Source organism: Sphingomonas sp. BRN-1R (genome assembly GCF_057748035.1).
This window is the reverse complement of sequence record NZ_CM173236.1, coordinates 321,878-335,152: the sequence shown is the minus strand read 5'-3', so window position 1 is coordinate 335,152 and position 13,275 is coordinate 321,878. Positions and strand designations below refer to the sequence as shown.

The 13,275-nt window shown below is 68.7% G+C and carries 14 protein-coding genes; 4 read left to right on the top strand and 10 right to left on the bottom strand.

What is annotated here, in order from left to right:
- Positions 1-10: 10 nt before the first annotated feature.
- The 3 genes from AC3ANX_RS01565 to AC3ANX_RS01555 are packed head-to-tail and all read right to left on the bottom strand — an operon-like array spanning position 11 to position 2,687.
- Positions 11-202 carry a hypothetical protein gene (locus AC3ANX_RS01565; RefSeq protein ID WP_488335297.1) on the bottom strand — a complete coding sequence of 64 codons (192 nt, stop codon included), beginning with the start codon at positions 200-202 and terminating at the stop codon, positions 11-13.
- Positions 199-1,344: a tRNA guanosine(34) transglycosylase Tgt gene (tgt, locus tag AC3ANX_RS01560; protein ID WP_488335296.1), complete on the bottom strand. Its 1,146-nt coding sequence runs from the start codon at positions 1,342-1,344 to the stop codon at positions 199-201. The genes AC3ANX_RS01565 and tgt overlap by 4 nt, the downstream gene beginning before the upstream one ends.
- A gap of 35 nt (positions 1,345-1,379) precedes the next feature.
- The gene (locus tag AC3ANX_RS01555; protein ID WP_488335295.1) at positions 1,380-2,687 is read right to left on the bottom strand and encodes a hemolysin family protein; all 1,308 of its coding nucleotides are present in this window, start codon (positions 2,685-2,687) and stop codon (positions 1,380-1,382) included.
- 143 nt (positions 2,688-2,830) lie between these two features.
- Here AC3ANX_RS01555 and AC3ANX_RS01550 point away from each other — a divergent pair, with 143 nt between their 5' ends.
- The gene (locus AC3ANX_RS01550; RefSeq protein ID WP_488335294.1) at positions 2,831-3,508 is read left to right on the top strand and encodes a YiaD family glycine zipper/OmpA-like lipoprotein; all 678 of its coding nucleotides are present in this window, start codon (positions 2,831-2,833) and stop codon (positions 3,506-3,508) included.
- A gap of 219 nt (positions 3,509-3,727) precedes the next feature.
- Here the strand turns inward: AC3ANX_RS01550 and AC3ANX_RS01545 are convergent, their stop codons facing one another.
- The 3 genes from AC3ANX_RS01545 to AC3ANX_RS01535 form a co-directional block, all read right to left on the bottom strand.
- Positions 3,728-4,156: a nucleoside deaminase gene (locus AC3ANX_RS01545; protein ID WP_488336859.1), complete on the bottom strand. Its 429-nt coding sequence runs from the start codon at positions 4,154-4,156 to the stop codon at positions 3,728-3,730.
- 75 nt (positions 4,157-4,231) lie between these two features.
- Positions 4,232-5,269, bottom strand: coding sequence for a nucleoside hydrolase (locus AC3ANX_RS01540; protein WP_488335293.1), 1,038 nt, complete (start codon positions 5,267-5,269; stop codon positions 4,232-4,234).
- 97 nt (positions 5,270-5,366) lie between these two features.
- Positions 5,367-5,651 carry a hypothetical protein gene (locus AC3ANX_RS01535; RefSeq protein ID WP_488335292.1) on the bottom strand — a complete coding sequence of 95 codons (285 nt, stop codon included), beginning with the start codon at positions 5,649-5,651 and terminating at the stop codon, positions 5,367-5,369.
- 166 nt (positions 5,652-5,817) lie between these two features.
- On the opposite strand from AC3ANX_RS01535, the gene rpmB reads away from it, so the two are divergent.
- On the top strand, positions 5,818-6,114 hold the full coding sequence (gene rpmB / locus AC3ANX_RS01530) for a 50S ribosomal protein L28 (protein WP_488335291.1): 297 nt from the start codon (positions 5,818-5,820) through the stop codon (positions 6,112-6,114).
- Positions 6,115-6,120: 6 nt separating this feature from the next.
- Here the strand turns inward: rpmB and AC3ANX_RS01525 are convergent, their stop codons facing one another.
- Positions 6,121-7,140, bottom strand: coding sequence for an esterase-like activity of phytase family protein (locus AC3ANX_RS01525; RefSeq protein ID WP_488335290.1), 1,020 nt, complete (start codon positions 7,138-7,140; stop codon positions 6,121-6,123).
- A 197-nt stretch (positions 7,141-7,337) separates the two neighbouring features.
- On the opposite strand from AC3ANX_RS01525, the gene AC3ANX_RS01520 reads away from it, so the two are divergent.
- Positions 7,338-7,730, top strand: coding sequence for a glycine zipper 2TM domain-containing protein (locus AC3ANX_RS01520; RefSeq protein ID WP_488335289.1), 393 nt, complete (start codon positions 7,338-7,340; stop codon positions 7,728-7,730).
- A 419-nt stretch (positions 7,731-8,149) separates the two neighbouring features.
- Here the strand turns inward: AC3ANX_RS01520 and phbB are convergent, their stop codons facing one another.
- Genes phbB through AC3ANX_RS01505 form a run of 3 tightly spaced genes read right to left on the bottom strand, consistent with a single transcriptional unit; the run spans position 8,150 to position 12,135 of the window.
- On the bottom strand, positions 8,150-8,872 hold the full coding sequence (gene phbB / locus AC3ANX_RS01515) for an acetoacetyl-CoA reductase (RefSeq protein WP_488335288.1): 723 nt from the start codon (positions 8,870-8,872) through the stop codon (positions 8,150-8,152).
- Positions 8,873-8,902: 30 nt separating this feature from the next.
- Entirely contained in the window at positions 8,903-9,907 is a 1,005-nt protein-coding gene (hemH, locus tag AC3ANX_RS01510; RefSeq protein ID WP_488335287.1) for a ferrochelatase, read from the bottom strand.
- Complete coding sequence (locus AC3ANX_RS01505; RefSeq protein WP_488335286.1) at positions 9,904-12,135, bottom strand: xanthine dehydrogenase family protein molybdopterin-binding subunit; 2,232 nt, start codon at positions 12,133-12,135, stop codon at positions 9,904-9,906. Before AC3ANX_RS01505 ends, hemH begins: the two co-directional genes overlap by 4 nt.
- A 175-nt stretch (positions 12,136-12,310) precedes the next feature.
- On the opposite strand from AC3ANX_RS01505, the gene lgt reads away from it, so the two are divergent.
- A complete protein-coding gene (gene lgt / locus AC3ANX_RS01500) occupies positions 12,311-13,204 on the top strand; it encodes a prolipoprotein diacylglyceryl transferase (protein ID WP_488335285.1) in 894 nt (297 codons plus the stop codon).
- Positions 13,205-13,275: the final 71 nt, after the last annotated feature.

The window sequence follows — 13,275 nt, the reverse complement described above, 5'->3', positions numbered from 1 at the left end:
GCGCGCGAGGTCACTTCTTGCGGCTGCGGTTCACGTAGAGGAACGCCGCCGCCATCGCCGCCGAGCCGACGCCGATCGCGATCGGCACCACCGGCCAGTGATCGCCGTTATAGACCTTGCCGTCGCCGGCCGCTTCGCGCGCGCGCTTGGCATCGCGGGCGGCGGCGGCGATCTCGTTGAGTTCCTCGGTCGCTTCGGTCATGTCACGCTCTCCCTTTTGCCGGTATAAGCCGATCTGAAATCGTTCGCGAACGCCGTCAGCGTGCCGGCCGCGATCGCGTCGCGAAGATCGGCCATCAACGCCTGATAGAAGCAAAGGTTGTGTTCGGTCATCAGCATCGCGCCGAGGATCTCGCCCGCGCGCACCAAATGGTGGATATAGGCGCGGCTCCACGTGGTGCAGACCGGGCAACCGCAGGCGGGATCGAGCGGCCCCTGATCCTCGGCGAACCTGGCGTTGCGCAGGTTGATCGGGCCGCCGCGCGTGAACGCCTGCCCGGTGCGGCCCGAGCGGGTCGGCAGCACGCAATCGAACATGTCGATGCCGCGCTCGACCGCGCCGACGATATCGTCGGGCTTGCCGACCCCCATCAGATAGCGCGGTTTGTCCTGCGGCAACTGGTCGGGCGCGAAATCTAGACAGCCGAACATCGCCTCCTGCCCCTCGCCGACCGCGAGCCCGCCGACCGCATAGCCGTCGAAGCCGATGTCGATCAGCGCGCCCGCACTGTCGCCGCGCAACGTCCGGTCGAGTGCGCCCTGCTGGATGCCGAAGATCGCGGCATTCTCGGCGTGTTCGCCGCCGCTGTCGAAAGCGTCGCGGCTGCGTTTCGCCCAGCGCATTGAGCGCGCCATCGCCGCCGCCTGCACCTCAGGCGTCGAAGTGGTCGGCACCAGCTCGTCGAACGCCATGACGATATCCGAGCCGAGCAGCCGCTGAATCTCGATCGATCGCTCCGGGCTGAGCGTGTGGCGCGTGCCGTCGAGGTGGCTCTTGAAGGTAACGCCGTTCTCGTCGCGCTTCGTGAGATCGGACAGGCTCATCACCTGATAGCCGCCCGAATCGGTGAGGATCGGCCGGTCCCAGCCCATGAAGCCATGCAGGCCGCCCAGCCGCGCCACCCGTTCCGCGCCGGGGCGCAGCATCAGGTGATAGGTGTTGCCGAGGATGATATCCGCGCCCGCCTTGCGCACGTCGCCGGGCTTCATCGCCTTCACGGTGGCGGCGGTGCCGACCGGCATGAAGGCGGGCGTGCGGATCTCGCCGCGCCGCATCTGGAGGGTGCCGGTGCGCGCCTTGCCGTCGGTGGCGCTGATGGTGAACTCGAAACGCGGGGCCGTCATTCCGGGGTGTTAGCCCGGATCGGGCCGATGGGGAACTACCCTGTCGCGCGGCTGACCAGCAGCTTGTCGATCCGCCGCCCATCGAGATCGACCACCTCGAAGGTCCAGCCCTGCTCCTCGAAATGCTCGCCCTCGCCCGGCAGATGGCGGAACTTGGCGAGCGCGAGACCGGCGACGGTGGCGTAGTCGCGATCCTCGGGCAGATCGATGCACAGCCGCTCGGCCAGCGCATCCGCCGCCATGTTGCCCGCCACCAGCAAAGATCCGTCGTCGCGCTCGACCACCGAGGGCGCCTCGTCGGGGTCGGCGTCGGAGGCGAACTCGCCCGCGATCGCGGCGAGCAGGTCGGCCGGCGTCACGATCCCTTCGAAATGGCCATATTCGTCGTGGATCAGCGCCATCGGCACTTCCGCCTGCCGCAGCGCGTCGAGCGCGTCCATCGCGTCGATCTGGTCGAGCACGACCGGCGCCGCACGCATCAGCGCACGCAGGTCGAGCGGCTCGCCCCGGAACAAGGCGATCGCCACATCGCGTGCCTGCACCACGCCGATCACCTTGTCGACCGACCCCTCCGCCACCGGCAGCCGGCTGTGCGACGCGTCCATCAGCGCCAGCCGCACGCCGGCCTCGTCCAGCGTCGCGTCGATCCACTCGACATCGGTGCGCGGCGTCATCACCTCGCGCACCGGCCGGTCGGCAAGCCGCACCACGCCCGAGATGATCGAGCGTTCATGCTCCTCGATCACGCCCGACTTGCTCGCCTCCGCGACGATCAGGTGGAGCTCCTCGGCGGTGACGTGCTCCTCGGTCTTGCGGTCGAGCCGCATCAGCCGGAACAGCAAGGCCGAGGACGAATCGAGCAGCCACACCACCGGCGCGCAGGCCCACGCCAGCACCAGCACCGGCCGCGCCGCCACCGCCGCGATCCGCTCGGGCGCGCGCAGCGCAATCTGCTTGGGCACCAGCTCGCCCACCACCAGCGAGAGATAGGTGGTGATGCCGATCACCAACGCGAAGCCCAGCGTCTCGGTGGTCTGCGCCGGCAAGCCCAGCCATTGCAGCCGCGCCGCCACCGGCGCGCCGAGGCTCGCGCCCGAATAGGCGCCGGACAGGATGCCGATCAGCGTGATGCCGACCTGCGTGGTCGACAGGATCTTGCCCGGATCGGCGGCGAGCGCGATTGCGGTATCCGCGCCGCGCACCTTCGCGCGCGCCATCGCCTCCAGCCGTGCACGACGCGACGAGACGATCGCCAGTTCGGACATCGCGAACAGGCCGTTGAGGAAGATCAGCGCGACGATGATCGCGACGTCGATCCAGGGAAAGGGAGAGAGCGGGTGCATGGCGCCGCTCCTCCTTTGGCGCACAACGCGGCGCTTCACAACAGCACTTGCATGTCTGCTTCGTTTCGCGGCGATTCGGTTCGCAGGTGGAACAGCTTTGTGCGACGGCGGGTTATGCTCGATCGACATCGAAGGGGAAGATCATGCGTCCGTTCCGCACCATAATGACGGGCACCGCGCTCGCCGCGCTGCTCGCCACGACCGCGTGCGTCACCGACCCCGATACCGGGCGGCAGCATCTGTCGAACACAGCGATCGGCGGCATCGGCGGCGCGCTCGGCGGCTATCTGCTCGGCGATCTGGTCGGCGGGCGGCACGATCGCACCGCCAAGATCGCGGGCGCAGGCATCGGCGGGCTGACCGGCGCCGCGATCGGCGCCTATATGGACAAGCAGGAGCGTGACCTGCGCGAGCGCACCGCCGGCACCGAGGTCCGCGTGATCCGGCAGGGCGACGATCTGATCCTGTCGATCCCCTCAGGCATCAACTTCGCCTATAACAGCGACACGGTCGCCCCCGCCTTCCAGCATACGCTCGACGATGTGGCGCGCGTGCTGGGGCAGTACGAGCGCACCTATATCGACATCTACGGGCATACCGATGCGGTCGGGTCCGACCAGTACAACCAGGCGCTGTCCGAGCGGCGGGCGAAGTCGGTGGCGGACTATCTCGTCTCGCGCGGGGTGCAGGCGGCACGCATCGCGACGCGCGGATACGGCAAGACCCAGCCGGTCGCCGCCAACGACACCGAGGACGGCCGCGCAGCCAACCGCCGTGTCGAGATCAAGATCGTGCCGATCGCCCAGAACGATCTGGGGTAAGAGCCGCACCACGCGAGAACACCGCTCGTCCCGAGCGAAGCCGAGCGACGACCGGCACGCAGGTGCCTCGACTTCGCTCGACACGAACGAATTGAGAGCAATGTAACCTTACACCCGTTCGTGCTGAGCAAAGTCGAAGCGCGTGCCATAAGCCGACGTAGCGCTTCGCACACGTCCTTCGACTTCGCTCGGCGCGAACGGTGGCAGGGTTGCGCTATCTCACCGCCGCGCCGCGAAGAAATCGCGCAACACCGCCGCAGCCTCGCCCTCTGCGATGCCGGGATAGATTTCGGGCCGGTGGTGGATGGTGGGTTGCGTGAACAGCCTCGGCCCATGCTCGACCGCGCCGCCCTTGGGGTCGCTCGCGCCGTAATAGAGCCGGCCGATCCGTGCATGCGCGATCGCGCCCGCGCACATCGCGCAGGGCTCCAGCGTCACCCACAGATCACAGTCGCTCAACCGGTCGCCGCCGATCGCTTCCGCCGCCGCGCGGATCGCGAGGATTTCGGCATGCGCGGTCGGGTCGTGCCGCGCGCGCGGGGCGTTGGCGGCGACCGCGATGATCGCCCCGCCGCGCACGATCGCCGCGCCGACCGGCACCTCCCCGGCAGCGGCAGCGGCGGCAGCGGCGTCGAGCGCGGCGCGCATCGGTGGAGGAACGGGGAACATCACCCCATCCATGCCGGAGCCTCGCCGCTTGTCCAGCGCGACGTTGCCGCCCGTTCAGCCCGCGCGGCCGGAGGCGCGGAATTTGCTCACCATGTCGCGGAAGGTCAGCCCGGCGTCGATCGCGGTATAGACCCGCATCGGGCGTCCGTCCGCAGCCGCCTGATACGCGCCACCCTCGGTGAGCCGTGGCGTCGGCAGCGGCGTGTAGCGGCTCGACGACGCATCGGGCTGGAACGGCGATTGCAGCGCGGTGAGCGTGACGAGCGGGCTGTCGCCCAGCACATAGGTTTCGCCCCTTGGCATCCGGAAGGCGGGCGGCGCCTTGGCGATGATCGCAAGCACGCGGTCGACCTCGCCCTTGAGGAAGCGCCCGAGCGGCCCGGTTGCGGCGAGATCGTCCAGCTCGGCATATCCGAACAGCATCTGGCGATAGGCGTCGCGCGGCACCTGCCAGATTTCGATGTCCGATTCGTTGAAGATCACCTGCGCCGCGAGCAGATCGAGACTCACGTTATATTCCACCTCGACCGGCCCGGGCGGCGGCAGCGCCAGCCCGGCATGTTCGCCCCCACCGATCCATACCAGCTTCAGCCGCTTGCCGATGCGCGGTTCCGCCAGCCACGCCAGCGCAAGCTCGGTCAGCCCCGCACCGGCGGCATAATATAGCGGCGCGGTCGTATCGGTGCGCATCGCCTCGCGGACGATCGCGGCGGTGGCGGGGCTTGGCCGCCAGCTTTTCCGCGACGCCATCGCCCGCTCCGCACCGGCGAGCACCACCGGGCGCTGGCCCTGCCCGATCACCTGCAACAGCGCGCGCGCCTTGTCGGCGGCGTCGCTCGCCTGATGCGGGCTATGGTCCCACGGTTCGTCGGCATGGAGATGCGTGCCGACGATCAGCGGCGTCGCGACCGACGGACACAGCAACAGGTGCGCGAGCTGAAACAACCCATCCGGATCGCCGGAGAAATCATTGTCGCTGATGACGCGAATGCGTGGCTCGACGGCTTGCCCACGCACGCGTGCAGGCAGGGCAAGGCTTGCACCAAGCCCGCATCCACCCGCGAGCACCCCACGCCGCGTGATCGCCGCCATCATCCTGCTCCCGCCGTTTCCCGGGGGCGAGCGTGCAACATCGGCGCACGCCTAGTCGAATACGCATTCGCTATGGCGGCATAGCGGCCGCGGATGGTTATTGCGCGGTGGCGTTGCTGGTGCCGTCGCCGGGCTTGTTGACCTGGATGGTCGGCACCGCGATCGTCTTCTGCGTGGTGCCGACCGTTGGCACGTCCACGACCTTGTCCTTTGTGCCGACCGACAGCGTGGCCATGTTGGCGGTGACGGCGGGCGCGGTGCCGGCATCGACATGCACGCTCGGCAAGGTGCCGGGGCGGGTCTGGAACGACAACAGGCCAAGCGATACCATCGCGACCACGATGACGGCGGCAATGCCGACCAAGGCTAACAGGAAACGCATGGAGTCTCTCCCCAAAGAGCAAATCGAATCGTTACCGTAACCAACGCAGCGCCCGCCGGTTCGTTGCATCGGCGTACTCGGACACGTGAATCGGTTGACCTTCGCGGACATCCCCGTTATGCGCCCACGCCTTCACGGGATCACCCCCAGCATTCAGGATTACAGCATGTCGCGCATTTGCGAACTGACCGGCAAGGGCCGGATGGTGGGGAACAATGTCTCCCACGCCAACAACAAGACCAAGCGTACCTTCCTGCCGAACCTCCAGAACGTCACCCTGATGTCGGAAGCGCTCGGCACCAGCGTGAAGCTGCGCGTTTCGACGCACGGCCTGCGTTCGGTCGAGCATGTCGGCGGGCTCGACAACTGGCTGGTCAAGACCAGCGACGACAAGCTTTCGCTGCGCGCACGCCGCATCAAGCGCGACGTCGCCAAGAAGATCTCGACTCAGGCTGCTGCCTGAGATCGCTCAGGGCCGGGCGGCGCTTCGCGGCGCGCCCGGCTCGTCGAGCCTGAACTTCAGCAGCAGGCTGCGCTGAAGCATCGACTGGTTGTCGTCGCACACCAGCCACAGGATCGTCCGCCCACCTTCTCTGGTCGCGGCGATCCCTTCGAAATTCTCATGGATCAGCGGCGGCGCCAGCGTGGCGATCTCGCGACCATGCACCACCGCGCCCGGCCGAATCGCCGCGCGGTCGATCACCACCAGCTTGCTTGAGAAGACGAACGGCAGTTCGAAGCGGCGGTTGAGTACGATCAGCCGTCCGTCGGGCAGCACGGTCATGTCGCTCGGGTCGTAGTGCGCGGGCGGGACGTAGCTGAACCGATAGCCGCGATTCGGCGCGCGAACGGGATCGCCGGTGAAGCGGATCGCGGCGCGACCCTTGCCCTTCGGCCACGGATCCTGCTCGCCGATCGCGATCGCGCCACCGCCCCAGCCGGTTCCGGGCAGGAAGGTGAAGCTTTCCGCGCCCTCGTTGGCCGGCCACGCCGCCATGGCCTTGGGCGCGACCTTGCCGAGCGCGTGGCGGAAATCGGGCGTGTAGCGCCACAGCATGTTGCTCGTCTCGAACCCGGCGACGATGCTGCCGTCCTTGGGGTCGACGCTCATCGATTCGCTATCGCGGTCGGTCTTCGACCAGCCGGTGCCCGGTCCCGCCGGCAGATCGCCGAACGCGGCGCGGCGCGCTTGCCACGCAGCGTCGAGCGTGAACTGCACGACGTTCCCACCATCGCTCAGCAGCGTGATACGGCGGTCGCGCGTGACGTGGATCGAGGAGAAGCCGCCGAACGCCTTGTCCGGGCTTGTCAGCCGCACGCCGCCCAGCCACACCAGCGCGCCGACCCGGTTGCGCCCGGGGTGCGCGGCATCGAGCATGACGGGCGCGGTGTGGATGACGGGGCGGTCGCCCATCAGCGGCAGGCGCGGCTCGCCGACCCAATCGGGTGTGAAGACCAGCGCGAGCAGGCAGGACAGAACGATGCGCATCCGTGCTGCCGTGGGCGATGCCGCGGCGCGGCGCAATGGTGCCGCGTGATGAACGGCGGATAACGGGTGCGTTCAGTCTCGGCTCAAGGCAAGTGCGGCATAACGCTTCCATCGAGCGGCACGGAGCCGAATCGGACCAGCCTTGGCGGCGCCGAAACGCCCGCGCCCGCGTTGGTCCGGTTTTCGGGAGAAGGACGATGATGAAACAGCTTTCGCTCGCAGCTGCCGCATGTGTGATGGCCGCCGGCGGCATCGCCGCGACCCCGGCTTCGGCACAATATTACGGCGGCGACCACTATGACCACGGGTATCGCGACGGCCCCGGCCACGGTGATTATCGCCGCTACGACCGTCGCGGCTATGACGATCGCCGCGGTTTTGACGACCGCGGCTACGACCGCCGCCGCTACCGCTCGAACCGGTGCAGCAGCGCGACCGGCACGATCCTGGGCGCGATCGCCGGCGGGCTGCTCGGCAATTCGGTGGCGGGGCGCGGGGATCGCGGCGTCGGCACCGTGCTCGGCGCGGGCGCGGGTGCGCTCGCCGGGCGGGCGATCGATCAGTCGGATAATCCGAGATATTGTCGCTGACGGCCGGGCGGAGGCGCGGCCTCCGCGCCGGTGCGCGCAAGCGCATCGCCCGGCCCGGCCGGCGGGTCGGCGCCAGCCTAACCCGACCGACGGCGGCGGCTTCGCCGTCGTCAGCTAACCGGAGGGAACCATCCGTCCGCCTAAGCGATCTACAGGCTTCACCCGTGTGGCGTATCGGGTTGAAGCGGGGGGCCGAGGCCGCAAGGTATCGGCCCCCTTGCCTCGGGGCGGCACGTTTGCCGCGTCAGAGTTTACCCCCGTGTTGCGTAGCCGGGGTCGAAGGGGTCGGCGCAGGTATGCGGCGGCCCCTTCCTGTGTTTCGGGCGTGCCGACGGCAAAGCCGTCGGCCAGGTTCGGCTGGTGCCGACCTGCCGGCCGCGCCGGGCGCGGGCGGGCCGGCGTGGCCGGCCCTGCGCCCGTCAGTACATATGCTGCCCGCCGTTGATGCTCAGCGTCGAGCCCGTCACGAAGCCGCCGTCCTCCGAACACAGGAACACCACGCCGCGCGCGATCTCGTGCGCCTGCCCCAACCGTCCGACCGGGATCTTGGCGACGATCTTTTCCAGCACGTCGGCAGGCACCGCCGCGACCATGTCGGTGTCGATATAGCCCGGCGCGATGGCGTTGACCGTCACGCCGGCGCGCGCGCCTTCCTGCGCCAGTGCCTTGGTGAAGCCGTGAATGCCCGACTTGGCGGCGGCATAGTTGACCTGACCGTACTGCCCCGCCTGACCGTTGATCGAGCCGATGTTGACGATCCGCCCCCATTTGCGCTCACGCATGCCGGGGAACGTAGCCTTGGCCATGTTGAAACACCCGCCGAGATTGGTGTCCATCACCTCTTTCCACATCTCGTAGGTCATCTTCAGGATCGTACCGTCGCGGGTGATGCCCGCGTTGTTGACGACGATGTCGACCGGCCCCAGCTCCTCGGCGACCTTCGCGCAGCCGGCGAGGCAGGCCTCATGATCGGCCACGTCCCATTTATAGGCCTTGATGCCGGTCCGCTCGGTGAACTCGCGCGCACGCTCATCGTTGCCGGCATAGGTTGCGGCGACCGTCACGCCTGCATCCTCAAGCGCGAGGCTGATCGCCTCGCCGATACCGCGCGTTCCACCGGTAACAATTGCTACGCGTGCCATGCCTCTCTCCTTTAACTCACACTGATGCGCCTAGGCGGCGGAACGCCACCCTTCAAGTTCTTGTCCGAGGATTTCGCGCAGCATCGCGATTCCGCCCGCGCTGTCGTTGAGACAGGGCAGATAGGCGAAGTCAGTCCCGCCCGCCGCGAGGAACGTCTCGCGCCCGCGAATCGTCAACTCCTCGAGCGTTTCGAGGCAATCCGCCGAGAAGCCCGGCGCGACGATTGCGATTCGCTTAATGCCCTGTCCCGGCAGCGCGGCGAGCGTCGTGTCGGTGGCCGGTTCGAGCCATTTGGCGCGGCCGAAGCGCGACTGGAAGGTGATCGTCAGCGGCCGCCCGAGCGCCTCCGACAACAGCCGCGCGGTCTTCTGGCAGTGGCAATGGTAGGGATCGCCGAGTTCGAGCGTGCGCTGCGGCATGCCATGAAAGCTGGCGAGAATCGTATCCGGCTGGAAGTCGAGACCCGCGAGTGCCGCCTCGACGGAAGCCTTGAGCGCCGCGATATAGCGCGGGTCGTCGTAATAGGGCGGCAGCGTGCGGAGCGCCGGCTGCCAGCGCATGCCGGCAAGCGTGGCGAAGGCAAAGTCGTTGGCGGTGGCGGTCGTCGCGGCGCTATATTGCGGGTAGAGTGGTGCTATCAGGATGCGCTCGCACCCGGCCGCCTTCATCGCCGCCAGCCGCGCCGGGATCGACGGATTGCCGTAGCGCATCGCCCAGTCGACCAGCACGTCCGCGCCGAACGCCGCAGCCAGCGCGCGCGCCTGCGCCGCCGTGATCGCGGCGAGCGGCGAGCCGTCCTCGCGCCACACTTGACCGTAAGCATGCGCGGACTTCTTCGGCCGCGTGTTGAGGATGATGCCACGCAGGATCGGCTGCCACAGCAGCGGTGGCAATTCGACCACGCGACGATCGGACAGGAACTCGCGCAGGTAGCGTTTCACCGCCCGCGCATCGGCGGCGTCGGGCGTGCCGAGATTGACGAGCAGCACGCCGATGCGCGGCGCGGGGACGGGTGGATGGTTCGGGGGAATCATGGCGTGAGCGGTAAGGCACGGATGCGCGCGCCCGTCGAGGCTTGCAGCGCATTGGCGATCGCGGGCGCGACCGCGGGCACCGCGAGTTCGCTCACCCCGCCTGGCTCCGCCTCGCTCGAGATCAGTTCGACGGTGATGTCGGGCGTGTCGGCGAGGCGCGGCAGGCCGAGATCGTCGAACCCGCGCGCCGTGGCGAGGTTCTCGCTGAAGCCGGTGGCGGCGCCGGTCGCCGCCGCCATGCCGAAGATCAGCCCGCCCTCGATCTGCTGGCGGACGAGATCGGGGTTGATCTGCCGCCCGCAATCGACCGCCGCGACGATGCGGTCGACCACCACCGAGCGATCATCGTCGAGATGCGCCTCGGCCAGCACTGCGATGTGGCTGCCGCGAAAGCTGTGGCAGGCGATGCCCTGCCCGCTGCCCGGCACCCCGCCCTCCCACCCGCCGAGCGAGGCGGCGGTCGACAGGCAGCGCGCCAGCCGCGCGTCGCCGCCGAGCATGGCGATGCGGAACGACAAAGCCTCGGTGCCGGCGACATGCGCGAGTTCGTCGATGAAACATTCGGTGAAGAAGGCGGTGTAGCTGTGTGCGCCCGATCGCCAGTGCCCGGTCGGCACGCCGATGTCGGCGGGATGATGGTCGATCGCATAGGCCGGGATTCGGTAGAACGGCCGCGCGCCCGCCACCGCATAGCGATCGCCCGCGCCGGGCAGCGCGAGCACCGCGCGCGCCGTCGCATCCTCGGCGAGCAGTCGGCCCGCCAGTTCCCGCCCGGTCGCGGGGGCGGCGATCTTGGCCTGCCAGCCGAGGATCTGGCCGTTGCCTCCAAGCCGCGCCGCCATCCGCGCCTGCGCGGGCGGGCGATAGCGATCGTGCAGCAGATCCTCCGACCGCGACCAGGTGAGCTGCACCGGCCGCTTGAGATCGCGCGCCAGCACCGCCGCCTGCGCCCCGGCGAGATGTTCGAGATTGGCGCCGAACGATCCGCCGATCAGCATCGGATAAACGATCACCGCACCCTCGGAGATGCCGAGCGCGGCGGCCGCGGCGGCGCGGGCGAGGCCGGGTGCCTGCGTGGGCAACCACAGTTCGAGCTTGCCGTCGGTGTAGCGTGCGGTCGCCGTCATCGTCCCGATCGCGGCGTGGACCGCGAGACCGGCGCGATAGTCCGCAGTGACGACGCGCGCGCCCTTGAACACCGGCGTCAGGTCGCCCTCCGCCCAGATCCGCGTGCCTTCGCCCTTCAGCGCGGCGGCGAGCGCGGCATCGATACTGTCGCTGTTGATGATGGCGCCGGTGGTCGAGAATTTCGGGGCGAGCGCATCGAGCGCGCGGTTCGCCGCCCACCAGTTGCTCGCCACCGCCGCCACCCAATTGTCGTTGGTGACGACCGAGAGCATCCCATGCACCTTCGCCGCCGCCGCGCGATCGACCGAGAGCAGTTTCGAATCGCCGACCGGCGCCTGCCGGATCGCGGCGAACACCATGTCGGGCAGGCGGATGTCGCCCGCGAAATTGGCCGATCCGTCGACCTTGGCGGGCGCGTCGAGCCGGGGCGGCGACTGGCCCGACAGGCGCGTGCCACCTTCGCCACGCAGCGGTAGCGGATCGGGCAAGGTGCCGCCTGCCGCGCTCGCCGCCAACTCGCTGAAGCGCAGCCGGTCCTTGCCGTGCGTGACGAAACCACCCTCCGCCGCGCAGGCCTGCCACGCGACATTCCACCGCTTCGCCGCCGCCTTGCACAGCAGCACGCGCGCGGCAGCGCCCGCCTGCCGCAATGGCGCCTCGAACGCGCGCACCGAGGTCGATCCGGCAGTGAGCAGCAGCGCGCTCCGCCGGGCATGGCCCTCGCGCAGCGGCACCGGCAGCGCATCGAACATGCCCTCGAACAAAGTGTCGGCGGCGAGCGGATTGGCGTAGAGCGGGTTGAGCGGCGCGGGCTGCACCGCCACCGTGCGCCAGTCCGCGCCGAGTTCGTCCGCCAGGATCTGCGGGAGCGCGGTATAGACGCCCTGTCCGTGCTCGGCCTGCGGCACCGCGACGGTGACGACACCATCTTCGCCGATCTTGAGGAACGCGCCAAACCCGGTCTCGCCGCGCGCGAGCGGCACATTGGCCGCATAGCGGCGCGGCCACACCGCCCAGGCCACGATCAGCCCCACGCCCACGCCGCCGCCCACGAGCAGGCCACGCCGGCTGACTGTGCTTCCCTCTCCGCGCGCTGCCATTATCTCGTCCTACCGCGCGTTTCCCCGCGCCACCATCCCTAACGCATCCGAACGGGGATCGGTTCGCATGGCGCGAGGCTTCTTTGCCGCGTGACCGGGCACGTCCGCCTGTTCCACTTGGTATCGCGGGCCACGGCGACTATGGAAGCGAAACGAACGACCGAGGACTTGCCGCTTGACCCTTTCCACCCTCACCGCGCTCGCTGCGTCCGCGCAGACGCATCTGCGCTTCGAGCAGTTTCACCTCAACCCGGTCGCCGTGCCGCTTCACCTCGGCTTCATCAACTTCGACATCAAATGGTATTCGATCGCCTATATCACCGGCATCATCGTCGGCTGGTGGTATCTGCTCAAGCTGCTCGCGCAGCCCGGCAGCCCGATGGCGCGGCGGCATGCCGACGATCTGGTGTTCTACGCGACGCTCGGCATCATCCTCGGCGGGCGGCTGGGGTACGCCCTGTTCTACGCGCCCGAGATGTTCCTCCACCCGCTCAACATCCTGCGGTTGTGGGACGGCGGCATGTCGTTCCACGGCGGGATGATCGGCACCTCGCTCGGCATCATCCTGTTCGCGCGCAACCACAAGCTGAACTGGCTGCGCGTCCACGATTATCTGGCGTGCTGCGTGCCGTTCGGCCTGTTCTTCGGGCGGATCGCCAATTTCGTGAACGGCGAGCTGTGGGGCAAGCCGAGCGACGTGCCGTGGGCGATCATCTTCACGCGCGGCGGCGGCGACGTCCCGCGCCATCCGAGTCAGCTTTACGAGGCGGGGCTGGAAGGGATCGCGCTGTTCGCGGTGCTGTGGTTCTTCTTCTGGCGCACCAAGGCGCGCTACGAGCCGGGCAAGCTCGTCGGCATCTTCCTGATCGGCTACGGGCTCGCGCGCTTCGTCGTCGAGTTCTTCCGTGAACCCGATTCGCAGTTCGCCGGCACCTTTTTCGCCACCACCATCCACATGGGACAGGTGCTGACGCTGCCGATGATCCTCGGCGGCGCCTACCTGGTCGCCACCGCCAAGGGGCGCCGCACCCGTATCGAATCGATCGCGGGCACGGAGAGCGTAGCCTGAGCGCTCCCGAAGCGGCGACCCTCGCCGACCGGCTCGCGCGCGCGATCACGCTCGCCGGGCCGATCCCGATC